Origin of the sequence: Streptomyces resistomycificus (assembly GCF_001514265.1) — a bacterium.
Lineage (GTDB): Bacteria > Actinomycetota > Actinomycetes > Streptomycetales > Streptomycetaceae > Streptomyces > Streptomyces resistomycificus.
This window is the reverse complement of sequence record NZ_KQ948995.1, coordinates 130,435-153,613: the sequence shown is the minus strand read 5'-3', so window position 1 is coordinate 153,613 and position 23,179 is coordinate 130,435. Positions and strand designations below refer to the sequence as shown.

21 protein-coding genes are annotated in these 23,179 nt (G+C 70.2%); 20 read left to right on the top strand and 1 reads right to left on the bottom strand.

Features of this window, described 5'->3' with window-relative positions; all coding sequences use genetic code 11:
* Positions 1-124 precede the first annotated feature (124 nt).
* The 14 genes from rpsD (at position 125) to nusB (ending at position 14,240) form a co-directional block, all read left to right on the top strand.
* Complete coding sequence (rpsD, locus tag AQJ84_RS25180) at positions 125-739, top strand: 30S ribosomal protein S4 (protein ID WP_030038536.1); 615 nt, start codon at positions 125-127, stop codon at positions 737-739.
* A 437-nt stretch (positions 740-1,176) separates the two neighbouring features.
* Positions 1,177-1,614: a DUF948 domain-containing protein gene (locus AQJ84_RS25175; protein ID WP_030038537.1), complete on the top strand. Its 438-nt coding sequence runs from the start codon at positions 1,177-1,179 to the stop codon at positions 1,612-1,614.
* A gap of 9 nt (positions 1,615-1,623) precedes the next feature.
* A complete protein-coding gene (locus AQJ84_RS25170; protein WP_030038538.1) occupies positions 1,624-1,980 on the top strand; it encodes a hypothetical protein in 357 nt (118 codons plus the stop codon).
* Positions 1,980-4,652 (top strand): alanine--tRNA ligase, encoded by a 2,673-nt coding sequence (alaS, locus tag AQJ84_RS25165; protein WP_053192384.1) that lies wholly within the window; start codon positions 1,980-1,982, stop codon positions 4,650-4,652. Before AQJ84_RS25170 ends, alaS begins: the two co-directional genes overlap by 1 nt.
* Positions 4,653-4,687: 35 nt before the next feature.
* Positions 4,688-5,152, top strand: coding sequence for a Holliday junction resolvase RuvX (gene ruvX / locus AQJ84_RS25160; protein ID WP_030038539.1), 465 nt, complete (start codon positions 4,688-4,690; stop codon positions 5,150-5,152).
* 122 nt (positions 5,153-5,274) lie between these two features.
* Positions 5,275-7,059: an endolytic transglycosylase MltG gene (gene mltG / locus AQJ84_RS25155; RefSeq protein ID WP_079022719.1), complete on the top strand. Its 1,785-nt coding sequence runs from the start codon at positions 5,275-5,277 to the stop codon at positions 7,057-7,059.
* A complete protein-coding gene (locus AQJ84_RS25150) occupies positions 7,040-7,879 on the top strand; it encodes a shikimate dehydrogenase (RefSeq protein ID WP_030038541.1) in 840 nt (279 codons plus the stop codon). The genes mltG and AQJ84_RS25150 overlap by 20 nt, the downstream gene beginning before the upstream one ends.
* A gap of 186 nt (positions 7,880-8,065) precedes the next feature.
* A complete protein-coding gene (gene aroC, locus AQJ84_RS25145) occupies positions 8,066-9,250 on the top strand; it encodes a chorismate synthase (protein ID WP_030038542.1) in 1,185 nt (394 codons plus the stop codon).
* Positions 9,247-9,765 carry a shikimate kinase gene (locus AQJ84_RS25140; RefSeq protein WP_030038543.1) on the top strand — a complete coding sequence of 173 codons (519 nt, stop codon included), beginning with the start codon at positions 9,247-9,249 and terminating at the stop codon, positions 9,763-9,765. The genes aroC and AQJ84_RS25140 overlap by 4 nt, the downstream gene beginning before the upstream one ends.
* Positions 9,762-10,853 (top strand): 3-dehydroquinate synthase, encoded by a 1,092-nt coding sequence (gene aroB / locus AQJ84_RS25135; RefSeq protein ID WP_030038544.1) that lies wholly within the window; start codon positions 9,762-9,764, stop codon positions 10,851-10,853. Before AQJ84_RS25140 ends, aroB begins: the two co-directional genes overlap by 4 nt.
* 283 nt (positions 10,854-11,136) lie before the next feature.
* Positions 11,137-12,003 (top strand): Pro-rich N-terminal domain-containing protein, encoded by an 867-nt coding sequence (locus tag AQJ84_RS25130; RefSeq protein WP_030038545.1) that lies wholly within the window; start codon positions 11,137-11,139, stop codon positions 12,001-12,003.
* A 79-nt stretch (positions 12,004-12,082) separates the two neighbouring features.
* Positions 12,083-13,189, top strand: coding sequence for an aminopeptidase P family protein (locus AQJ84_RS25125; RefSeq protein WP_030038546.1), 1,107 nt, complete (start codon positions 12,083-12,085; stop codon positions 13,187-13,189).
* A 50-nt stretch (positions 13,190-13,239) separates the two neighbouring features.
* Positions 13,240-13,806: an elongation factor P gene (efp, locus tag AQJ84_RS25120; protein WP_030038547.1), complete on the top strand. Its 567-nt coding sequence runs from the start codon at positions 13,240-13,242 to the stop codon at positions 13,804-13,806.
* 2 nt (positions 13,807-13,808) lie between these two features.
* Positions 13,809-14,240: a transcription antitermination factor NusB gene (nusB, locus tag AQJ84_RS25115; protein ID WP_030038548.1), complete on the top strand. Its 432-nt coding sequence runs from the start codon at positions 13,809-13,811 to the stop codon at positions 14,238-14,240.
* A 202-nt stretch (positions 14,241-14,442) separates the two neighbouring features.
* Here the strand turns inward: nusB and bldD are convergent, their stop codons facing one another.
* Entirely contained in the window at positions 14,443-14,946 is a 504-nt protein-coding gene (gene bldD, locus AQJ84_RS25110) for a transcriptional regulator BldD (protein ID WP_030038549.1), read from the bottom strand.
* Between the two features lie 254 nt (positions 14,947-15,200).
* Here bldD and pyrR point away from each other — a divergent pair, with 254 nt between their 5' ends.
* The 6 genes from pyrR to carB all read left to right on the top strand — a co-directional run bounded on the left by pyrR (position 15,201) and on the right by carB (position 23,151).
* Complete coding sequence (gene pyrR, locus AQJ84_RS25105) at positions 15,201-15,773, top strand: bifunctional pyr operon transcriptional regulator/uracil phosphoribosyltransferase PyrR (RefSeq protein WP_030038550.1); 573 nt, start codon at positions 15,201-15,203, stop codon at positions 15,771-15,773.
* Positions 15,774-15,854: 81 nt separating this feature from the next.
* Entirely contained in the window at positions 15,855-16,832 is a 978-nt protein-coding gene (locus AQJ84_RS25100) for an aspartate carbamoyltransferase catalytic subunit (RefSeq protein WP_030038551.1), read from the top strand.
* 5 nt (positions 16,833-16,837) lie between these two features.
* Positions 16,838-18,124, top strand: coding sequence for a dihydroorotase (locus tag AQJ84_RS25095; RefSeq protein WP_030038552.1), 1,287 nt, complete (start codon positions 16,838-16,840; stop codon positions 18,122-18,124).
* Positions 18,121-18,711 (top strand): PH-like domain-containing protein, encoded by a 591-nt coding sequence (locus tag AQJ84_RS25090; RefSeq protein ID WP_051869598.1) that lies wholly within the window; start codon positions 18,121-18,123, stop codon positions 18,709-18,711. Before AQJ84_RS25095 ends, AQJ84_RS25090 begins: the two co-directional genes overlap by 4 nt.
* Positions 18,708-19,850 (top strand): glutamine-hydrolyzing carbamoyl-phosphate synthase small subunit, encoded by a 1,143-nt coding sequence (gene carA / locus AQJ84_RS25085; protein ID WP_030038554.1) that lies wholly within the window; start codon positions 18,708-18,710, stop codon positions 19,848-19,850. The genes AQJ84_RS25090 and carA overlap by 4 nt, the downstream gene beginning before the upstream one ends.
* Complete coding sequence (gene carB, locus AQJ84_RS25080) at positions 19,843-23,151, top strand: carbamoyl-phosphate synthase large subunit (protein WP_030038555.1); 3,309 nt, start codon at positions 19,843-19,845, stop codon at positions 23,149-23,151. Before carA ends, carB begins: the two co-directional genes overlap by 8 nt.
* Positions 23,152-23,179 lie beyond the last annotated feature (28 nt).

Genomic DNA, 23,179 nt, shown 5'->3' with positions numbered 1-23,179 from the left:
GTATGTGCCCAGACCAGGGGAGCGGCTGCCCGACAGGTTCCCTGCGGAACCGGCGGGTTTCCCCGGCTGCGGATGCGACCTCCCTCAACTCTGACAAGCCGGAAAACTAGGAAAGAGACAGACAGTGGCGAACCAGTCCCGCCCCAAGGTCAAGAAGTCGCGTGCCCTCGGCATCGCGCTGACCCCGAAGGCCGTCAAGTACTTCGAGGCCCGCCCCTACCCGCCGGGTGAGCACGGTCGTGGCCGCAAGCAGAACTCGGACTACAAGGTCCGTCTGCTGGAGAAGCAGCGTCTGCGCGCGCAGTACGACGTGTCCGAGCGTCAGCTCGTCCGCGCCTACGAGCGTGCCTCCAAGGTCCAGGGCAAGACCGGTGAGGCCCTGATCATCGAGCTGGAGCGTCGTCTCGACGCGCTGGTCCTGCGTTCGGGCATCGCCCGCACGATCTACCAGGCCCGCCAGATGGTCGTCCACGGCCACATCGAGGTCAACGGCCAGAAGGTCGACAAGCCGTCCTTCCGTGTCCGTCCCGACGACGTCGTGATGGTCCGCGAGCGCAGCCGCGAGAAGACCCTCTTCTCGATCTCCCGCGAGGGCGGCTTCGCCCCCGAGGGCGAGACCCCGCGCTACCTCCAGGTGAACCTCAAGGCCCTGGCGTTCCGCCTGGACCGTGAGCCGAACCGCAAGGAGATCCCGGTGATCTGCGACGAGCAGCTCGTCGTCGAGTACTACGCCCGCTGATCACCAGCAGGCTGTAGCACCACCTCGCAGCCCGCCGTCTCCCCGCCCTTTCCGGTGGGCGAGGCGGCGGGTTCGTGCATGTCCGGGCGCAGGGCGACCGCCACGTCCCCGTCGGCACCCTGGGGTCCGGTACGCGGAACCCGGCACCCCGCACCCGGCGCAGCGGCTCGCCGCAGCCGAGTGCCCCACCGGACCGGCGAGTTCGGCCGCGCCGCCCACGAAAGCGTCGAGTTCCAGGGGCAGAACGCCGTTCACCGGGCACGGCCGGGCCGAGTAGCGCGCGTGGGGCACGGAGCGTGCTCGACCGTATTCACTTCGTACTATCGCTCCGCGCAACTCGGCTACGCGCGGGCGGTAATCCGGTTCGGAGCCGGACCCCCGGCGCGATAGGCTCGGCGTACGACTTTTTCGATATGCAGGCACGTTTCAGGGAGCGGGTGCACACAGTGTCCGGTGGAGAGGTGGCCGGGATCCTGGTGGCCGTCTTCTGGGCGATCCTGGTCTCCTTCCTCGCCGTCGCACTGGCGAGGCTGGCCCAGACGCTCAGGGCGACCACCAAGCTCGTGGCGGACGTGACCGACCAGGCCGTCCCGCTGCTGGCCGACGCCTCCTCGGCGGTGCGCTCCGCACAGACCCAGATCGACCGGGTGGACGCGATCGCGTCGGACGTCCAGGAGGTCACGTCGAACGCCTCCGCGCTGTCGACCACCGTCGCCTCCACCTTCGGCGGCCCCCTGGTCAAGGTCGCCGCCTTCGGCTACGGCGTGCGCCGTGCCCTCGGTGGCCGCAAGGACGACGTGCCCGCCAAGGCCCCCCGGCGAACCGTGATCGTGGGCCGCACGGTCTCTCGGCGGGACAAGCGGAAGAAGGACTGAGAGCCAGCGATGTTCCGCCGTACCTTCTGGTTCACCACGGGCGTCGCCGCCGGTGTCTGGGCCACCACCAAGGTCAACCGCAAGCTGAGGCAGCTGACTCCCGAGAGCCTCGCCGCGACCGCGGCGAACAAGGCACTCGAGGCAGGTCACCGCATCAAGGACCGCGCGGTGGGCTTCGCGCTGGACGTCCGCGACAACATGGCCCAGCGGGAGGAGGAACTGGGCGACGCGCTCGGGCTGAACGCCTCCGTCGACCAGGAACTCCCCGCACCCCGGCGGTACGCCGCCATCGAGAACCGCAACAACCCGAAGTACGTCACCGGCGACCGGACGACGTACTCGCACAACCGGAATGAGGACCACTGATGGAGTCGGCCGAGATTCGTCGCCGCTGGTTGAGCTTCTTCGAGGAGCGCGGGCACACCGTCGTCCCTTCGGCGTCGCTCATCGCGGACGACCCGACTCTGCTCCTGGTCCCCGCCGGCATGGTGCCCTTCAAGCCCTACTTCCTGGGTGAGGTCAAGCCGCCGTTCAGCCGTGCCACCAGCGTGCAGAAGTGCGTCCGCACGCCGGACATCGAGGAGGTCGGCAAGACCACCCGCCACGGCACCTTCTTCCAGATGTGCGGGAACTTCTCCTTCGGCGACTACTTCAAGGAAGGCGCCATCAAGCACGCCTGGGAGCTGCTCACCGAGCCCCAGGACAAGGGCGGTTACGGCCTCGACCCCGAGCGTCTGTGGATCACCGTCTACAAGGACGACGACGAGGCCGAGCGCATCTGGCACGAGATCGTCGGCGTGCCCAAGGAGCGCATCCAGCGCCTCGGTATGAAGGACAACTACTGGTCCATGGGCGTTCCCGGCCCGTGCGGCCCCTGTTCCGAGATCAACTACGACCGCGGCCCGGAGTTCGGTGTCGAGGGCGGCCCCGCCGTCAACGACGAGCGGTACGTGGAGATCTGGAACCTCGTCTTCATGCAGTACGAGCGCGGCGAGGGCATCGGCAAGGACAACTTCGAGATCCTCGGCGAACTGCCCAGCAAGAACATCGACACGGGCCTCGGCATGGAGCGGCTCGCCATGATTCTGCAGGGCGTGCAGAACATGTACGAGATCGACACCTCCATGGCCGTCATCAGGAAGGCCACCGAGCTGACCGGTGTCGAGTACGGCGACGCCCACGACTCGGACGTCTCCCTGCGCGTGGTCACCGACCACATGCGGACCTCGGTCATGCTCATCGGCGACGGCGTCACCCCCGGAAACGAGGGCCGCGGCTACGTCCTGCGTCGCATCATGCGCCGCGCCATCCGCAACATGCGTCTGCTCGGCGCCACCGGTCCGGTCGTCAAGGACCTGATCGACACGGTCATCGAGATGATGGGGCAGCAGTACCCCGAGCTCGTCACCGACCGCGAGCGGATCGAGAAGGTCGCCGTCGCCGAGGAGAACGCGTTCCTCAAGGCCCTCAAGGGCGGCACGAACATCCTCGACACCGCCGTCACCGAGACCAAGCAGGCCGGTGGCAAGGTCCTGTCCGGCGACAAGGCCTTCCTGCTCCACGACACCTGGGGCTTCCCGATCGACCTCACCCTGGAGATGGCCGCCGAGCAGGGCCTCTCCGTGGACGAGGACGGCTTCCGCCGCCTGATGAAGGAGCAGCGGGAGCGCGCCAAGGCCGACGCCCAGGCCAAGAAGACCGGTCACGCCGGAGCCGGCGCCTACCGCGAGATCGCCGACAAGGCCGGTGCCACCGACTTCATCGGCTACTCGGACACCGAGAGCGAGTCGACGATCGTCGGCATCCTGGTCGACGGTGCCTCCTCCCCGGCGGCCACCGAGGGCGACGAGGTCGAGATCGTCCTCGACCGCACTCCCTTCTACGCCGAGGGCGGCGGCCAGATCGGCGACACCGGCCGCATCAAGGTCGACTCCGGTGCCGTCATCGAGATCCGCGACTGCCAGAAGCCGGTCCCGGGCGTGTACGTCCACAAGGGCGTCGTCCAGGTCGGCGAGGTCACCGTCGGCTCCAAGGCCCAGGCCTCGATCGACGCCCGCCGCCGCACGGCCATCGCCCGCGCCCACTCGGCCACCCACCTCACCCACCAGGCGCTGCGCGACGCCCTCGGCCCGACGGCCGCCCAGGCCGGTTCCGAGAACCAGCCCGGCCGCTTCCGCTTCGACTTCGGTTCCCCGTCCGCCGTGCCCACGGCCGTGATGACGGACGTCGAGCAGAAGATCAACGAGGTGCTCGCCCGTGACCTGGACGTCCGTGCCGACGTCATGGGCATCGACGAGGCCAAGAAGCAGGGCGCCATCGCCGAGTTCGGCGAGAAGTACGGCGAGCGCGTCCGCGTGGTCACCATCGGCGACTTCTCCAAGGAGCTGTGCGGCGGCACGCACGTCCACAACACCGCCCAGCTGGGCCTGGTGAAGCTGCTCGGCGAGTCCTCGATCGGCTCGGGGGTCCGTCGTATCGAGGCCCTGGTCGGCGTGGACGCCTACAACTTCCTCGCCCGGGAACACACGGTCGTCGCCCAGCTCCAGGAGCTGATCAAGGGCCGCCCGGAGGAGCTTCCGGAGAAGGTCTCCGCCATGCTCGGCAAGCTGAAGGACGCCGAGAAGGAGATCGAGAAGTTCCGCGCCGAGAAGGTGCTCCAGGCCGCCGCCGGTCTCGCCGAGTCGGCCAAGGACGTCCGCGGTGTCGCCTTGGTCACCGGTCAGGTCCCGGACGGCACGACCGCCGACGACCTGCGCAAGCTGGTCCTCGACGTGCGCGGCCGGATCCAGGGCGGCCGGGCCGCCGTGGTCGCCCTCTTCACGGTCAGCAACGGCAAGCCGCTCACGGTCATCGCCACCAACGAGGCCGCCCGCGAGCGCGGCCTCAAGGCCGGCGACCTGGTCCGTACGGCCGCCAAGACCCTCGGTGGCGGCGGTGGCGGCAAGCCGGACGTCGCCCAGGGCGGCGGCCAGAACCCGGCCGCCGTCGGCGAGGCCGTCGACGCCGTCGAGCGGCTCGTGGCGGAAACGGCCAAGTGAGCGCAGAAGTTCAGACGAGTGGCGACGGCCGGGGCATGCGCCGCGGCCGTCGGCTCGCGATCGACGTCGGGGACGCCCGGATCGGGGTCGCCTCCTGTGACCCCGACGGCATCCTGGCCACCCCGGTGGAGACGGTCCCCGGCCGGGACGTTCCCGCAGCTCATCGCCGGTTGCGGCAACTGGTCGAGGAGTACGAACCGATCGAGGTCGTCGTCGGCCTTCCCCGCTCGCTCAAGGGCGGCGAGGGCCCGGCCGCGGTCAAGGTCCGCGGCTTCGCCCAGGAGCTCGCCCGGAGCATCGCCCCCGTCCCGGTCCGGCTCGTGGACGAGCGGATGACCACGGTGACGGCCAGTCAGGGACTGCGCGCCTCGGGTGTGAAGTCGAAAAAGGGCAGATCGGTCATCGACCAGGCAGCGGCCGTGATCATCCTTCAACAGGCGCTGGAATCCGAACGGGTGTCAGGTAAAGCACCCGGCGAGGGCGTCGAAGTGGTTGTCTGATCGCGATACGGTAACGTTCCGCGCGATGCGGAGGTGTTCGAACAGCCACCGCACAAAGAGAGGCGGAACGGGAGCAGAGCCGAAAGGCGCTCGACCGGTCCCCTCGCGGCTCTAGGGGATCGATGACTGAGTATGGCCGGGGCGAAGGCTCCGAACCGTGGCATCCGGAGGACCCGTTGTACGGGGACGGCGGATGGGGCGGACAGCAGGCCCACACGGGCCGGCAGTCCCCCTACGGCGGCCAGCCACAGCACTATCCAGAGCAGTCGCAGCAGTCGCAGCAGCCGCAGTACGACAACGGAGGCTGGGGCGACGGCCGGCAGGCCGACTACGGTCAGGCGCAGCAGCACTACCAGCAGCAGTACGGCGAGCAGCAGCAGTACGGCGAGCAGGGGCAGTACGACCAGCAGCAGTATGACCAGCAGCAGTATGACCAGCAGTACGGTCAGCAGTACGACCAGCAGCAGTACGCCCAGCCCCAGCAGCAGTACGACAACAACGGCTGGGCCACGGGCACGCACCCGAACGTCCCGTACACCGACCCGTCGGACCCGTACGGACAGCAGGCGATGGCCTACGGCGCCCAGCAGCCCGACTACTACGGCACCCCGGACGCCTATCCACCGCCGGAGCCGCCCGCCCGCCGGCGCGCCGAACCCGAACCTGGACCCGAACCCGAAGCCACCCCGCGCACCGACTGGGATCCCGGCCCCGACCAGGGCGAACACGCCTTCTTCGCGGGCGGCGACGATGACGAGGACGGCGACGACGAGGCCGGCGGCCGCGGCGGACGCGGCGACCGGAAGGGCCGCGGCGGCAAGCCCAAGAAGCGCCGCAGCGGCTGCGCCTGTCTGGTGGTCCTGCTGGTGTTCGGTGGCGGACTGGGCGGAGTCGGCTACTTCGGCTACCAGTTCTACAAGGATCGTTTCGGCTCGGCTCCGGACTACGCCGGCGACGGCACGAACACCACGGTGACCATCGAGATCCCCAAGGGGGCGGGCGGCTACGAGATCGGCCGCCGGCTGAAGGACGCCGGAGTCGTCAAGAGCGTCGACGCCTTCGTCTCCGCGCAGGAGCAGAACGCCAAGGGGAAGACGATCCAGGCGGGCGCCTATCTCCTGAAGAAGGAGATGTCGGCCGCGAGTGCCGTCGAGATGATGCTCGACCCCAAGAGCCAGAACAATGTGCTGGTCCGTCCGGGTGAGCGCAACCTCAGCGTCTACAAGACGATCGACGAGCAGCTCGATTTGTCGTCCGGCACCACCCGGAAGGTCGCCGAGAAGAAATACGAGAGCCTCGGACTTCCGAGCTGGGCGAACGACAACGAGGAGATCAAGGACCCGCTGGAGGGCTTCCTCTACCCGGGCACCTATCCCGCCGCCAAGGGCATGAAGCCCGAGACGGTCCTCAAGGAGATGGTGACCCAGGCCGCGAAGAAGTACGGCGAGTACGACCTCGACGCCAAGGCCAAGGCGCTGGACCTGGACAGCCCGCTGCAGGTCATCACGGTCGCGAGCCTGGTCCAGGCCGAGGGCAAGACCCCCGACGACTTCCGCAAGATGGCCGAGGTGGTCTACAACCGCCTCAAGTCCTCCAACACCGAGACCAACCAGCTGCTGCAGTTCGACTCGACCTTCAATTACCTGAAGAACGAGTCCAACATCAACATCAGCGAGTCGGAGATCAACAGCAACCAGGACGCGTACAACACGTACACCCAGAAGGGCCTGCCGCCCGGTCCGATCGGAAACCCCGGTGACGACGCGCTGAAGGCGGCGCTGAAACCGACCGACGACGGCTGGCTCTACTTCGTGGCGACCGACGGTGTGAACAAGACCGAATTCGCGAAGACCTATGCGCAATTCGAGAAGCTCAAGGACAAGTTCAATGAGAGTTCGGGCAGCTGACGCCCGCCGGGCCGCGGTGCTCGGCAAGCCCATCGCCCACTCCCTCTCGCCGGTGCTGCACCGCGCCGCGTACGAGGAGCTGGGACTCGCCCAGTGGTCGTACGACCGGTTCGAACTCGACGAGGCGGCCCTGCCCGGCTTCTTCGCCGAGCTCGGGCCGGAGTGGGCCGGGCTGTCGCTGACGATGCCGCTGAAGCGGGCCGTCATCCCGCTGCTGGACGAGATCAGCGAGACGGCGGCCTCGGTCGACGCCGTCAACACGGTCGTGTGCACCGAGGACGGCCGCCGCGTCGGCGACAACACCGACATCCCCGGTATGGTCGCGGCCCTGCGCGAACACGGCATCGAACAGGTCGACTCGGCCGCCATCCTCGGCGCCGGCGCCACCGCCTCCTCCGCGCTCGCAGCGCTCGCCCGGATCTGCACCGGCGAGGTCGTCGCCTACGTCCGCAGCGAGGCCCGCGCCGCCGAGATGCGGCAGTGGGGGGAGCGGCTGGACGTCGAGGTCCGCACCGCGGACTGGTCGGACGCCGCGCAGGCCCTGCGTGCCCCGCTCGTCGTGGCCACCACCCCCGCCGGTGCGACCGACGCGCTGGCCTCGGCCCTGCCGGAACGGCCCGCCACCCTCTTCGACGTGCTCTACCACCCCTGGCCGACCACTCTCGCGGCCCGCTGGTCCGCGTACGGCGGGGCCGTCGTCAGCGGCCTCGACCTGCTGGTGCACCAGGCGGTCCTCCAGGTGGAGCAGATGACGGGCCGCGCCCCGGCCCCGCTGGACGCCATGCGTAAGGCGGGCGAGCACGCGCTAGCGGCCCGTTAGGACCCACCGGCCGCACCCGCCCCGGCCCCGTCCCGTCCGCCCAGTGGACCGGCGGCCGGTTCCCGCGCCCGGACGTGGGAGGATCGTGGGTGGCGGGCCAGGGCCGCGCACCTGGTCGGGCCGTCACCGTACGCGTGGAAGCGCGTACGAAGGGCAGTACCAGGGCGCGAGCATGGAGGAGCACCGTTGAGCAGGTTGCGCTGGCTGACCGCGGGGGAGTCCCACGGCCCCGCACTCGTCGCGACGCTGGAGGGCCTTCCCGCCGGCGTGCCGATCACCACGGAGATGGTGGCGGACCACCTGGCCCGGCGCCGGCTCGGCTATGGACGCGGCGCCCGGATGAAGTTCGAGCGTGACGAGGTCACGTTCATCGGCGGTGTGCGGCACGGCCTCACCCTGGGCTCCCCGGTCGCGGTCATGGTGGGCAACACCGAGTGGCCGAAGTGGGAGCAGGTCATGGCGGCCGACCCCATCGACCCCGAGATCCTCGCGGGCCTCGCCCGCAACGCCCCGCTGACCCGCCCCCGCCCCGGCCACGCCGACCTCGCGGGCATGCAGAAGTACGGCTTCGACGAGGCACGGCCGATCCTGGAGCGCGCCTCCGCCCGGGAGACGGCGGCCCGGGTCGCGCTCGGCGCGGTGGCCCGGTCGTACCTCAAGGAGACGGCCGGCATCGAGATCGTCTCGCACGTCGTCGAGCTGGCGGCCGCCAAGGCGCCCTACGGCGTCTACCCCAAGCCCTCGGACGTCGAGAAGCTGGACGCCGACCCGGTGCGCTGCCTGGACGCGGACGCCTCGAAGGCGATGGTCGCGGAGATCGACCAGGCCCACAAGGACGGCGACACCCTCGGTGGCGTGGTGGAGGTGCTGGCGTACGGCGTGCCCGTGGGCCTCGGCTCGCACGTGCACTGGGACCGGCGTCTGGACGCCCGGCTGGCCGCCGCCCTCATGGGCATCCAGGCGATCAAGGGTGTCGAGGTCGGCGACGGCTTCGACCTCGCGCGCGTGCCCGGCTCCAAGGCGCACGACGAGATCCTCGCCACCGACGAGGGCATCAAGCGGGCCACCGGCCGCTCCGGCGGCACCGAGGGCGGCCTGACCACCGGTGAGCTGCTGCGGGTGCGGGCCGCGATGAAGCCGATCGCGACCGTGCCGCGGGCGCTGCAGACGGTCGACGTGGCCACCGGTGAGCCCGCGCAGGCCCACCACCAGCGCTCCGACGTGTGCGCGGTGCCGGCCGCCGGCATCGTCGCGGAGGCGATGGTCGCGCTGGTCCTCGCGGACGCCGTCGCGGAGAAGTTCGGCGGCGACAGCGTGGCCGAGACCCACCGCAACGTGCGGTCGTACCTCGACAACCTCCCGGTCCGATGAGCGCTGCGCCCCTGGTCGTCCTGGTGGGCCCGATGGGAGTCGGCAAGTCCACCGTCGGCCGGCTGCTCGCGGAGCGGCTCGGCGTCGGCTACCGGGACACCGACGACGACATCGTCGCCGAACAGGACCGGAGCATCGCCGAGATCTTCGTGGACGAGGGCGAACCGGCCTTCCGCGCGATTGAGAAGCGGGCGGTGCACCGGGCGCTCGCCGAGCACGACGGCATCCTGGCGCTCGGCGGCGGGGCGATCCTGGACGAGGACACGCGGGCGCTGCTCGCCGGGCAGCGTGTCGTCTACCTCTCCATGGACGTCGAGGAGGCCGTCAAGCGCACGGGCCTCAACGCCGCCAGGCCGCTGCTCGCGGTCAACCCGCGCAAGCAGTGGCGCGAGCTGATGGAGGCGCGGCGGCACCTGTACGAGGGCATCGCCACGGCCGTCGTGTCCACGGACGGCCGTACGCCCGAAGAGGTCACCCAAGCCGCCCTGGACGCTTTGGAGTTGAAGGAAGCATGAGCGAGGCAGTCACCCGGATCCAGATCGGCGGCACCGCGGGCAGCGAGCCCTACGAGGTCCTGGTCGGCCGGCAACTCCTGGGCGAACTCGGCGCGTTGATCGGCGACAAGGCGCAGCGGGTCGCGATCGTGCACCCCGAGGCGCTGGCCGAGACCGGCGACGCGCTCCGCGCCGACCTCGCCGAGCAGGGCTACGAGGTCGTCGCCATCCAGGTGCCGAACGCGGAGGAGGCCAAGACCGCCGAGGTCGCCGCCTACTGCTGGAAGGCGCTCGGCCAGTCCGGGTTCACCCGCACCGACGTCGTCGTCGGTGTCGGCGGCGGCGCGACCACCGACCTCGCCGGGTTCGTGGCCGCGACCTGGCTGCGCGGGGTGCGCTGGATCGCCGTCCCGACCACGGTGCTGGCCATGGTGGACGCGGCCGTCGGCGGCAAGACCGGCATCAACACCGCCGAGGGCAAGAACCTCGTCGGCGCCTTCCACCCGCCGGCCGGCGTGCTGTGTGACCTGGCCGCGCTGGACTCCCTCCCGGTCAACGACTACGTCTCCGGGCTCGCCGAGATCATCAAGGCCGGCTTCATCGCGGACCCGGCGATCCTGGAGCTCATCGAGTCCGACCCCGAGGCCGCGCGCACCCCGGCGGGCCCGCACACCTCGGAGCTCATCGAGCGGTCCATCCGCGTCAAGGCCGAGGTCGTCTCCTCGGACCTGAAGGAGTCGGGCCTCAGGGAGATCCTCAACTACGGCCACACGCTCGCGCACGCCATCGAGAAGAACGAGCGCTACCAGTGGCGCCACGGTGCCGCGGTCTCGGTCGGCATGCACTTCGCCGCCGAACTCGGCCGTCTCGCGGGCCGGTTGGACGACGCCACGGCGGACCGCCACCGCACGGTCCTCGAGTCCGTGGGCCTGCCGCTGCACTACCGCTACGACCAGTGGCCCAAGCTGCTGGAGACCATGAAGGTCGACAAGAAGTCCCGGGGCAACCTGTTGCGCTTCATCGTCCTGGACGGTCTGGCCAAGCCGACCGTCCTGGAGGGCCCCGACCCGGCCGTCCTCCTCGCCGCGTACGGCGAAGTGGGCCAGTAGGTCCCCGGCCACCCCTTCCGCCCCGATTCACCTGCGCTTCCGGGCACTTCGGGCCGCCCCCGGCCGTTTCACCAAACAACGACCGGGGGCGGTACCGTTCGGTTGCGGGCTGGTCCCGTGGTCAGCGCCCATCGCCTGCGGCGAGTTGAGCCGAAGGGGCGCCGGTGTCGAGGGAGCGAGCGCGCGCAGGCCCCAGGGGGCTGAGCGCGGCCGGGCCCGCGAGACCGGCCGCAGCGCCCCGGAGGTGAACCGAGCCCAACAGAACGAGACGGAGTGGCACCGGATGCAGCACGCAGTGGGTTCTCCGCTGCCGCCGCCCCACCAGCCGGGGCACGGACCGGCCGACGGCTGGTCACCGGCCGCACACCACCCGGGTCCGCACCACCCGGGCGCACAGCAGGGGTCCGCCCCCGTGCCGCCACCGCCCGCGCCGGGCTTCACGCAAGCGCCCTCGGCGCCGGTCCCGCCGGCACCCCCGCACGCCCCGGCTCCGCCCGCGCCGGAGACCACCGGCCATGTGCCGCTGCCGCCAGGCGGTCAGTTCGCCATGCCGAGCGCGCCGCCCGCCACGGCCAACGCCCCCGATCCGGCCGGCACGACCCTGGCCGTCCTGCTCATCGGCCCGGCCGGTGCCGGCAAGACGAGCGTCGCCAAGTACTGGGCGGACCACCGCCGGGTCCCCACCGCCCACATCAGCCTCGACGACGTCCGCGAGTGGGTCCGCTCGGGCTTCGCCGACCCGCAGTCCGGGTGGAACGACCACTCCGAGGCCCAGTACCGCCTCGCCCGCCGCACCTGCGGCTTCGCCGCCCGCAACTTCCTGGCCAACGGCATCTCCTGCATCCTCGACGACGCGGTCTTCCCCGACCGCCCGGTCGTGGGCCTCGGAGGCTGGAAGCGCCACGTCGGGCCCGGCCTGCTGCCGGTGGTCCTCCTTCCGGGCCTGGAGATCGTCCTGGAGCGCAACGCCGAACGCTCCGGCAACCGCCGCCTTCCCGACGAGGAGGTCGCCCGCATCCACGGCCGCATGGCGGGCTGGTACGGTTCCGGGCTCCCCATCATCGACAACTCCCAGCTGGACGTACCCCAGACGGCACAGATCCTGGACGACGTACTGGCACGTTCGATAGCGAGCCCGCCGAAGTGGTAGGCGACCGGTAGGAGCGGCCGCTGCCCCACTCGGCCTCTCTCGACCGGCGCCCGAACTGCGAAGCTCCTACGCTCGTGTCATGTCAGAGGTGTACGCAGCACGCCGAAACCGGCTCCGGGAGCGCTGTCACGCGGCCGGTGGTGCGGCAGCACTCGTCTCCCGCCCGGCCAACGTCCGCTACCTCGCAGGCACCGCCCCGTACGGCGCCGTCCTGCTGCTGGGCAGGACCGAGGACCTGCTCGTCTGCCCCGGCCCGCCGGAGGACCGCCCCGCCGAAGGCCGGCCCGACGAGGCGCTGCGCGTGCAGCGGCTGCCGGGCCCCGGCGGTGATCCCGCCGTCGCGGCGGCCGACCTCGCCGCCGCGCAGGGCGGCGACTGCCTCGCGGTCGAGGAGCACCACCTGACCGTCGACCGGCACCGGGCCATCCGCTCGGTCGTGCCCCGGCTGCGCCTGGCCGACCTGGGCGGCGCGGTCGAACAGCTGCGCGTGGTGAAGGACGAGGAGGAGATCTCCTGCCTCAGGATCGGCGCCGAGATCGCCGACCAGGCCCTCGGCGAGCTGCTCGAGTCCATCCTCGTCGGCCGCACCGAACGTCATCTCGCCCTCGAACTGGAGCGCCGCCTGGTCGACCACGGCGCCGACGGCCCCGCCTTCGCGACCTCCGTCGGCACCGGCCCCAACTCCGGCAGACGCGGCCACCGCCCCACCGACCGCCGGGTCGAGGAGGGAGACTTCCTCTCCGTCTGCCTCGGCGCGACCTATCGCGGCTACCGTTGCGAGATCGGCCGTACCTTCGTCATCGGTACGTCTCCCGCGGACTGGCAGATCGAGTTGTACGACCTCGTCTTCGCCGCTCAGCGAGCCGGCCGGGAGAGCCTGGCACCCGGCGCCTCCTACCGTGACGTGGACCGCGCGGCCCGCCAGGTCCTGGACTCGGCGGGGTACGCGGAGGGCCTTCCGGGCCTGACGGGGCACGGTGTGGGACTCGAAATCGACGAGGACCCGCAGCTGGCCCCCGCGGCCATGGGTAAACTGGACGCTTGCGTGCCGGTCACCGTCGAACCGGGGGTCCACCTCCCGGGCCGGGGCGGTGTCCGGATCGATGACACGCTCGTCGTCCGCCCCGAGGCGGACGGCGGCCCAGAGCTACTCACCATCACGACCAAGGAGCTGCTCGCGCTTTAGCCCGCGCGTGCGCCGGGGTCGTCCACGTCAGTCCAGGAGATTCCGCAACCGTGGCTTCCACGAACGACCTCAAGAACGGCCTGGTGCTCAAGCTCGACGGAGGCCAGCTGTGGTCCGTCGTCGAGTTCCAGCACGTCAAGCCCGGCAAGGGCCCGGCCTTCGTGCGCACCAAGCTGAAGAACGTGCTTTCCGGCAAGGTCGTCGACAAGACGTTCAACGCCGGCGTCAAGGTCGAGACGGCCACGATTGACAAGCGCGACATGCAGTTCTCGTACATGGACGGCGAGTACTTCGTCTTCATGGACATGGAGACCTACGACCAGCTGATGGTCGACCGCAAGGCCGTCGGCGACGCCGCCAACTTCCTGATCGAGGGCTTCACCGCCACCGTCGCGCAGCACGAGGGCGAGGTGCTCTTCGTGGAGCTGCCCGCCGCCGTCGAGCTCGTCATCCAGGAGACCGAGCCGGGCGTCCAGGGCGACCGCTCCACCGGTGGCACCAAGCCCGCCATCCTGGAGACCGGTCACCAGATCAACGTGCCGCTCTTCATCACCACCGGTGAGAAGATCAAGGTCGACACCCGCACCAGTGACTACCTCGGCCGGGTGAACAGCTAACCGTGGCTGCCCGCAACACGGCCCGCAAGCGCGCCTTCCAGATCCTCTTCGAGGGCGACCAGCGCGGCGCGGATGTCCTGACGGTCCTCGCGGACTGGATCCGGCTCTCCCGGGACGACACCCGGCAGCCGCCGGTGAGCGAGTACACGATGCAGCTGGTCGAGGGGTACGCGCAGCACGCGACCCGTATCGACGAGCTGATCGCGCAGTACTCGGTCGGCTGGACGCTCGACCGGATGCCGGTCGTCGACCGCAACATCCTGCGTCTCGGTGCCTACGAGCTGATCTGGGCGGACGAGACTCCGGACGCCGTCGTGCTCGACGAGATGGTGCAGATGGCCAAGGAGTTCTCCACGGACGAGTCGCCCTCGTTCGTGAACGGCCTGCTCGGCCGGTTCAAGGACCTCAAGCCCTCGCTGCGCCGCGAGGCGTGAGAGGGAACGACCGGGCGGCGACGTCACGTATTGCCAGAGGGCCCGCAGCGGTGACGCTGCGGGCCCTCTGGCGTGTCCGCGACCATGCGGGGCGTCCGTGTACCCAGGAGCCCCTCCAGGCCCGCAGAAAGCCGCCGGGGTGGCCGGAACCGTGAAGTTCCGGCCACCCCGGCGGCACGTTTCTGCTGAGGTGGGGAGCGGGTCAGCTCTCCTCGTGCGACGCCACCGCACGGCGCGCGTCGGCGTCCAGGACGCCCCAGCTGATCAGCTGCTCGGTGAGGACCGAGGGCGACTGGTCGTAGATGACGGCGAGTGTGCGCAGGTCGTCCTGACGGATCGAGAGCACCTTGCCGTTGTAGTCACCGCGCTGGGACTGGATCGTGGCGGCATACCGCTGCAGGGGGCCCGCCTTCTCGGCCGGCACGTGGGCCAGCCGCTCCAGGTCCAGGACCAGCTTCGGCGGCGGCTCGGCGGCGCCGCCCGGAGTGGTGCCCGGCAGCAGCTCCTGCACGGGAACCCCGTAGAAATCCGCCAGCTCGGCAAGGCGCTGTACGGTCACGGCGCGGTCACCGCGCTCGTAGGAACCGACGACCACGGCCTTCCAGCGTCCCTGGGACTTCTCCTCGACACCGTGGAGGGAAAGGCCCTGCTGGGTGCGGATGGCCCGGAGCTTGGCCCCGAGCTGTTTGGCGTATTCGCTGGACATATAGCTCCCCGGACACTGTGTCGACGCGGTCCGGCTTGGTTCCGTGCCGCGCGGCTGGTAACTCACTGTGAGGTTACGCAGCGTTACTCTGCCGCGTCAAGCCGAATGGTCCGCACCGGCGCTTCCGTGGTATCGGTCACCGGTTGGGCCAAGGGGGTGATCAGGGGCGTCGTTTGGGCCTGCTACCGTGGATGGCGCAAATCCGACGTCCTTTAAGGTCCGTCCCGTGAGGCGGAGAAGGAGGTCCGTTTCTTATGGACACTCAAGCGTCCGATGCAAGGCCGGTGCTCGAAGGCCCTGACATCGCACGGGTACTGACCCGCATCGCCCACGAGATCGTCGAGCGCGCCAAGGGCGCCGACGACGTGGTGCTCCTCGGCATCCCGACCCGGGGCGTCTTCCTCGCCCAGCGGCTCGCCGCCAAGCTCGAGGAGATCACCGACCGCAAGATCCCGGTCGGCTCCCTCGACATCACCATGTACCGCGACGACCTCCGCATGCACCCGCCGCGTGCGCTGGCCCGCACCGACATCCCCGGTGACGGCATCGACGGCAGGCTGGTCGTCCTCGTCGACGACGTGCTGTTCTCCGGCCGCACCATCCGAGCCGCCCTCGACGCCCTGAACGACATCGGGCGCCCCCGCGCGGTCCAGCTCGCGGTCCTCGTCGACAGAGGCCACCGCGAACTGCCGATCCGCGCCGACTACGTCGGCAAGAACCTCCCCACGTCGCTGCGGGAGACGGTCAAGGTCCAGCTCGCCGAGGAGGACGGTCGCGACACCGTGCTGCTCGGTGTGAAGCAGACCGCCCCGGGCGAGCAGCAGTAGCGCTCAGTCGTACGCCCCTGAGCGCGCCGCCGCGCGCCCGCATGCCCGAATTCTCCTGAACTGCCTTACGGAGCCTGACAGATGCAGCGTCATCTCATCTCGGCCGCCGACCTCACCCGCGACGACGCCGTCCTCATCCTCGACACCGCCGAGGAGATGGCCCGGGTCGCCGACCGGCCGATCAAGAAACTGCCGACCCTGCGCGGCCGTACCGTCGTCAACCTGTTCTTCGAGGACTCCACCCGGACCCGGATCTCCTTCGAGGCCGCCGAGAAGCGCCTGTCCGCGGACGTCATCAACTTCACCGCCAAGGGGTCGAGCGTCTCCAAGGGCGAGTCCCTGAAGGACACCGCCCAGACCCTCGAAGCCATGGGCGTGGACGCCGTCGTCATCCGGCACGGCGCCTCCGGGGCCCCCTACCGCCTCGCCAACTCCGGCTGGATCGACGCCGCCGTCATCAACGCCGGCGACGGCACCCACCAGCACCCCACCCAGGCGCTGCTGGACGCGTTCACCATGCGCCGCCGGCTCGTCGGCCGGGACGCCGGGCTCGGGCAGGACCTCGCCGGCAAGCGCATCACGATCGTCGGCGACATCCTGCACAGCCGGGTCGCCCGTTCCAACGTCGACCTGCTGCACACCCTCGGGGCGGACGTCACCCTGGTCGCCCCGCCCACCCTGGTGCCGGTGGGCGTCGAGACCTGGCCCTGCGAGATCTCCTACGACCTGGACAGCACGCTGGCGAAGTCCGACGCGGTGATGATGCTGCGCGTCCAGCGCGAGCGTATGAACGCGGCATTCTTCCCCACCGAGCGCGAGTACGCACGGCGCTACGGACTGGACGGCGAGCGGATGGCGCGGATGCCCGAGCACGCCGTGGTGATGCACCCCGGTCCGATGGTCCGAGGCATGGAGATCACCGCCGAGGTCGCCGACTCCGACCGATGCACCGTCGTCGAGCAGGTCGCCAACGGGGTCTCCATCCGGATGGCCGTCCTGTACCTGCTGCTGGGCGGCAACGAACCCGCCGTCTCCCACACCCGTATCGAGGAGAAGTAAGACACATGAGCAAGATCCTGATCCGTGGTGCGAAGGTGCTCGGCGGCGAGCCGCAGGACGTCCTGATCGACGGCGGGACCATCGCCGAGGTGGGCGCCGGTCTGTCCGCCGAGGGGGCCGAGGTCGTCGAGGCCGCCGGCAAGGTGCTGCTGCCGGGGCTCGTCGACCTGCACACCCATCTGCGCGAGCCCGGCCGCGAGGACTCCGAGACCGTGCTGACCGGCACGCGCGCGGCCGCCTCCGGCGGATACACCGCCGTGTTCGCCATGGCCAACACCTTCCCGGTCGCCGACACCGCCGGCGTGGTCGAGCAGGTCTACCGGCTCGGCCAGGAGCACGGCTACTGCGACGTACAGCCCATCGGCGCCGTCACCGTGGGCCTGGAGGGCAGGAAGCTCGCCGAGCTGGGCGCCATGCACGAGTCGGCCGCCGGCGTCACCGTCTTCTCCGACGACGGCAAGTGCGTCGACGACGCCGTGATCATGCGCCGGGCGCTGGAGTACGTGAAGGCCTTCGGCGGCGTCGTCGCCCAGCACGCGCAGGAGCCGCGCCTGACCGAGGGCGCCCAGATGAACGAGGGCGTCGTCTCCGCCGAGCTGGGGCTCGGGGGCTGGCCCGCGGTGGCCGAGGAATCGATCATCGCCCGGGACGTCCTGCTCGCCGAGCACGTCGGCTCCCGCGTCCACATCTGCCACCTGTCGACCGCCGGATCGGTGGAGATCGTGCGCTGGGCGAAGTCCCGCGGCATCGACGTCACCGCCGAGGTCACCCCGCACCACCTCCTCCTCACGGATGAGCTGGTGCGCACCTACAACCCGGTCTACAAGGTCAACCCGCCGCTGCGCACCGAGCGGGACGTGCTCGCCCTGCGCGAGGCCCTCGCCGACGGCACGATCGACATCGTCGCCACCGACCACGCCCCGCACCCGCACGAGGACAAGGACTGCGAGTGGGCCGCGGCCGCCATGGGCATGGTCGGCCTGGAGACCGCCCTGTCCGTGGTCCAGGACACGATGGTCGACACCGGACTGCTCACCTGGGCCCAGGTCGCCGACCGCATGTCGTTCAGGCCCGCCGCGATCGGACAGGCCAAGGGCCACGGCCGTCCCGTCTCGGCAGGTGAGCCCGCCAACCTCACCCTCGTCGACACGGAATACCGTGGGTCCGTGGACCCCGCGGGCTTCGCCTCGCGCAGCCGCAACACCCCCTACGAGGGTCGCGAGCTGCCGGGCCGTGTCACGCACACGTGGCTCAGGGGCAAGGCCACGCTCGTCGACGGGAAGCTCACGTGACACCTGCAACTCTGCTCACGACCGGACTCGGTGCCTCACTCGCGGCCGAACAGAAGTCGGCCGAGGTGACCGACTGGGCCGCCCGCGTCGGCTGGCTCGTCGGACTCGCCCTCTTCGTCGCGCTCGTCTACTGGCTGATGCGCGAGGGCTGGAAATGGCGCGGCACCCTCCAGGGTGACCTGCCCGAGCTGTCTGCCGCGCCGGAAGAGCCAGGCGAGGCGAGACTGACGATGAGCGGCCGCTACCACGGCTCCACCACCGCGGGACAGTGGCTGGACCGCATCGTGGCGCACGGCCTGGGCACCCGCAGCAGGGTCGAGCTCACGCTGACGGACGCGGGCCTGGACGTCGTACGCCCGGGAGCGGCGGACTTCTTCGTTCCTCGCGAGGTCCTGCGTGAGGCCCGGCTCGACAAGGGCATCGCCGGCAAGGTCCTCACCGAGGGCGGGCTCCTCATCGTGACCTGGGCACACGGCGAGAGGCTGATCGACTCCGGGTTCCGCTCCGACCACGCGGCCGAGCACAACGAGTGGGTCGAGGCCATCAACTCAATGATCAACAAAACGGAAACGGAAGGCGCACGATGACGACCTCCACAAGGGGAGCCGCCAAGGCTCCCGCGGTACTCGTCCTGGAGGACGGCCGGATCTTCCGCGGCCGCGCCTACGGGGCCGTGGGGGTGACCTTCGGCGAAGCCGTCTTCTCCACCGGCATGACCGGCTACCAGGAGACCCTCACCGACCCGTCGTACCACCGCCAGGTGGTCGTGATGACCGCCCCGCACGTCGGCAACACCGGCGTCAACGACGAGGACCCCGAGTCGAAGCGGATCTGGGTCGCCGGATACGTCGTGCGCGACCCCGCGCGCGTGCCGTCCAACTGGCGCTCCCGCCGCTCGCTCGACGACGAACTGCGCGAGCAGGGCGTGGTCGGCATCTCCGGGATCGACACCCGCGCGCTCACCCGCCACCTGCGCGAGCGCGGCGCCATGCGCGTCGGCATCTTCTCCGGCAACGCGCTCCCCGACGACGGCACCATGCTCAGCGAGGTGCGCCAGGCCCCCGAGATGAAGGGCGCGAACCTCTCCGCCGAGGTCGCCACCAAGGAGCCCTACGTCGTCCCCGCGATCGGCGACAAGAAGTTCACCGTCGCCGCCGTGGACCTCGGCATCAAGGGCATGACCCCGCACCGCATGGCCGAGCGCGGCATCGAGGTGCACGTGCTGCCCGCGACGGCGAGCATCGAGGACGTCTACGCCGTCCGGCCCGACGGTGTGTTCTTCTCCAACGGGCCCGGCGACCCGGCCACCGCCGACCACCCGGTCTCCCTCATGCAGGGCGTCCTGGAGCGCGGCACGCCCCTGTTCGGCATCTGCTTCGGCAACCAGATCCTGGGCCGCGCCCTCGGCTTCGGCACGTACAAGCTGAAGTACGGCCACCGCGGCATCAACCAGCCGGTGCAGGACCGTACGACCGGCAAGGTCGAGGTCACCGCGCACAACCACGGCTTCGCCGTCGACGCCCCGCTCGACGGGGCCGCCGAGACCCCCTACGGCCGCGCCGAGGTCTCCCACGTGTGCCTCAACGACAACGTGGTGGAGGGGCTCCAGCTCCTCGACCGCCCCGCCTTCAGCGTCCAGTACCACCCCGAAGCGGCAGCCGGCCCGCACGACGCCGCGTACCTGTTCGACCGCTTCGTATCCCTGATGGAGGGCCAGCGTGCCTAAGCGCACCGATATCCAGTCCGTCCTGGTCATCGGCTCCGGCCCGATCGTCATCGGCCAGGCCGCCGAGTTCGACTACTCCGGCACCCAGGCGTGCCGCATCCTGCGCGCCGAGGGGCTCAGGGTCATCCTGGTCAACTCCAACCCGGCGACGATCATGACCGACCCGGAGATCGCCGACGCCACCTACGTCGAGCCGATCACGCCCGAGTTCGTCGAGAAGATCATCGCCAAGGAGCGCCCCGACGCGCTGCTGCCCACCCTGGGCGGTCAGACGGCCCTCAACACGGCGATCTCGCTGCACGATGCCGGAACCCTCGACAAGTACGGCGTCGAGCTGATCGGCGCCAACGTCGAGGCGATCAACAAGGGTGAGGACCGCGACCTCTTCAAGGACGTCGTGGAGGAGGTCAGGAAGAAGATCGGGCACGGCGAGTCGGCCCGGTCCGTGATCTGCCACTCCATGGACGACGTCCTCAACGGCGTCGAGACGCTCGGCGGCTACCCCGTCGTCGTCCGCCCGTCCTTCACCATGGGCGGCGCCGGCTCCGGCTTCGCGCACGACGAGGAGGAGCTGCGCCGGATCGCCGGCCAGGGCCTCACGCTCTCCCCGACCACCGAGGTGCTCCTGGAGGAGTCCATCCTCGGCTGGAAGGAGTACGAGCTGGAGCTGATGCGCGACAAGCACGACAACGTCGTGGTCGTCTGCTCCATCGAGAACTTCGACCCCATGGGCGTGCACACCGGCGACTCGATCACCGTGGCGCCCGCGATGACGCTGACCGACCGCGAGTACCAGACACTGCGGGACATCGGTATCGCCGTCATCCGTGAGGTCGGCGTCGACACCGGCGGCTGCAACATCCAGTTCGCGGTGAACCCCGAGGACGGTCGGGTGATCGTCATCGAGATGAACCCGCGCGTGTCGCGCTCCTCGGCTCTCGCCTCCAAGGCGACCGGCTTCCCGATCGCCAAGATCGCCGCGAAGCTCGCCGTCGGCTACACCCTCGACGAGATCCCGAACGACATCACCGAGCAGACCCCGGCCTCCTTCGAGCCGACGCTCGACTACGTGGTCGTGAAGGCTCCCCGATTCGCCTTCGAGAAGTTCCCCTCCGCCGACTCCACCCTCACCACGACCATGAAGTCGGTCGGCGAGGCCATGGCGATCGGCCGCAACTTCACCGAGGCCTTCCAGAAGGCGCTGCGCTCGCTGGAGAAGAAGGGCAGCCAGTTCACCTTCGTCGGCGAGCCCGGCGACAAGGCCGAGCTGCTCACCGAGGCCGTGCGCCCGACCGACGGCCGCATCAACACCGTCATGCAGGCCATCCGCGCCGGCGCCACGCCCGAGGAGGTCTTCGAGTTCACGAAGATCGACCCGTGGTTCGTCGACCAGCTCTTCCTGATCAAGGAGATCGCCGACGAGCTGACCGAGGCGCCGGAACTGACCCGCGAGCTGCTCGCCGAAGCCAAGCGGCACGGCTTCTCCGACCAGCAGATCGGCGAGATCCGGGGGCTGCGCGAGGACGTCGTGCGCGAGGTGCGGCACGCGCTGGGCGTCCGCCCGGTGTACAAGACGGTCGACACCTGCGCCGCCGAGTTCGCCGCGAAGACGCCGTACTTCTACTCCTCCTACGACGAGGAGAACGAGGTCGCCCCCCGCGAGAAGCCGGCCGTCATCATCCTCGGCTCCGGCCCCAACCGCATCGGCCAGGGCATCGAGTTCGACTACTCCTGCGTCCACGCGTCCTTCGCGCTGTCCGACGCCGGGTACGAGACCGTGATGGTCAACTGCAACCCGGAGACCGTCTCCACGGACTACGACACCTCCGACCGGCTGTACTTCGAGCCGCTGACGCTGGAGGACGTACTGGAGATCGTCCACGCGGAGTCGCTGGCCGGCCCCGTCGCGGGCGTGATCGTGCAGCTCGGTGGCCAGACCCCGCTGGGCCTGTCGCAGGCGCTCAAGGACAACGGCGTGCCGATCGTGGGCACCTCCCCGGAGGCCATCCACGCCGCCGAGGACCGCGGCGCCTTCGGCCGCGTGCTCGCCGAGGCGGGCCTGCCGGCCCCCAAGCACGGCACCGCCACGACCTTCTCCGAGGCCAAGGCCATCGCCGACGAGATCGGCTACCCGGTCCTCGTACGGCCGTCCTACGTCCTCGGCGGGCGCGGCATGGAGATCGTCTACGACGAGACCCGGCTGTCGTCCTACATCGCCGAGTCGACCGAGATCAGCCCTTCCCGGCCGGTGCTGGTCGACCGCTTCCTCGACGACGCGATCGAGATCGACGTGGACGCGCTCTACGACGGCCAGGAGCTCTACCTCGGCGGCGTCATGGAGCACATCGAGGAGGCCGGCATCCACTCCGGCGACTCGGCGTGCGCGCTGCCCCCGATCACCCTGGGCGGCTTCGACATCAAGCGCCTGAGGGCCTCCACGGAGGCCATCGCCAAGGGCGTCGGGGTGCGGGGCCTGATCAACATCCAGTTCGCCATGGCCGGCGACATCCTGTACGTCCTCGAAGCCAACCCGCGTGCCTCCCGCACCGTCCCCTTCACCTCGAAGGCGACCGCGGTGCCGCTGGCGAAGGCCGCCGCCCGGATCTCCCTGGGGGCGACCGTCGCCGAGCTGCGGGCCGAGGGGCTGCTCCCGGCGACCGGTGACGGCGGCGAACTACCGCTGGACGCGCCGATCTCCGTCAAGGAGGCCGTCATGCCGTGGACCCGCTTCCGTGACATCCACGGGCGCGGCGTGGACACCGTCCTCGGCCCGGAGATGCGTTCCACCGGTGAGGTCATGGGCATCGACTCGGTCTTCGGCACGGCGTACGCCAAGTCGCAGGCCGGAGCCTACGGCCCGCTGCCCACCAAGGGCCGCGCCTTCATCTCCGTCGCCAACCGCGACAAGCGTTCGATGATCTTCCCGGCGCGCGAACTGGTCGCCCACGGCTTCGAACTGCTCGCCACCTCCGGCACGGCCGAGGTCCTCAAGCGCAACGGCATCAACGCCACGGTCGTGCGCAAGCAGTCCGAGGGCATCGGCCCGAACGGCGAGAAGACCATCGTCCAGCTCATCCACGACGGCGAGGTCGACCTCATCGTCAACACCCCCTACGGCACCGGTGGCCGCCTCGACGGCTACGAGATCCGTACGGCGGCGGTGGCGAGGTCGGTCCCGTGTCTGACGACGGTCCAGGCGCTCGCCGCGGCCGTCCAGGGCATCGACGCCCTCAACCACGGTGACGTGGGCGTGCGTTCGCTCCAGGAACACGCGCGACACCTGACCGCGGCCCGCGACTAGCAGCCCTGAGGGGGACACCGGAAACGGT

Coding starts and splice junctions, on each gene's coding strand:
- AQJ84_RS25140 (WP_030038543.1), top strand. CDS start 9,247: ATGAGCGCTGCGCCCCTGGTCGTCCTGGTGGGCCCGATGGGAGTCGGC.
- AQJ84_RS25125 (WP_030038546.1), top strand. CDS start 12,083: ATGTCAGAGGTGTACGCAGCACGCCGAAACCGGCTCCGGGAGCGCTGT.
- alaS (WP_053192384.1), top strand. CDS start 1,980: ATGGAGTCGGCCGAGATTCGTCGCCGCTGGTTGAGCTTCTTCGAGGAG.
- AQJ84_RS25130 (WP_030038545.1), top strand. CDS start 11,137: ATGCAGCACGCAGTGGGTTCTCCGCTGCCGCCGCCCCACCAGCCGGGG.
- pyrR (WP_030038550.1), top strand. CDS start 15,201: ATGGACACTCAAGCGTCCGATGCAAGGCCGGTGCTCGAAGGCCCTGAC.
- carA (WP_030038554.1), top strand. CDS start 18,708: ATGACGACCTCCACAAGGGGAGCCGCCAAGGCTCCCGCGGTACTCGTC.
- AQJ84_RS25170 (WP_030038538.1), top strand. CDS start 1,624: ATGTTCCGCCGTACCTTCTGGTTCACCACGGGCGTCGCCGCCGGTGTC.
- bldD (WP_030038549.1), bottom strand. CDS start 14,946: ATGTCCAGCGAATACGCCAAACAGCTCGGGGCCAAGCTCCGGGCCATC.
- aroB (WP_030038544.1), top strand. CDS start 9,762: ATGAGCGAGGCAGTCACCCGGATCCAGATCGGCGGCACCGCGGGCAGC.
- AQJ84_RS25100 (WP_030038551.1), top strand. CDS start 15,855: ATGCAGCGTCATCTCATCTCGGCCGCCGACCTCACCCGCGACGACGCC.
- mltG (WP_079022719.1), top strand. CDS start 5,275: ATGACTGAGTATGGCCGGGGCGAAGGCTCCGAACCGTGGCATCCGGAG.
- AQJ84_RS25150 (WP_030038541.1), top strand. CDS start 7,040: ATGAGAGTTCGGGCAGCTGACGCCCGCCGGGCCGCGGTGCTCGGCAAG.
- AQJ84_RS25095 (WP_030038552.1), top strand. CDS start 16,838: ATGAGCAAGATCCTGATCCGTGGTGCGAAGGTGCTCGGCGGCGAGCCG.
- ruvX (WP_030038539.1), top strand. CDS start 4,688: ATGCGCCGCGGCCGTCGGCTCGCGATCGACGTCGGGGACGCCCGGATC.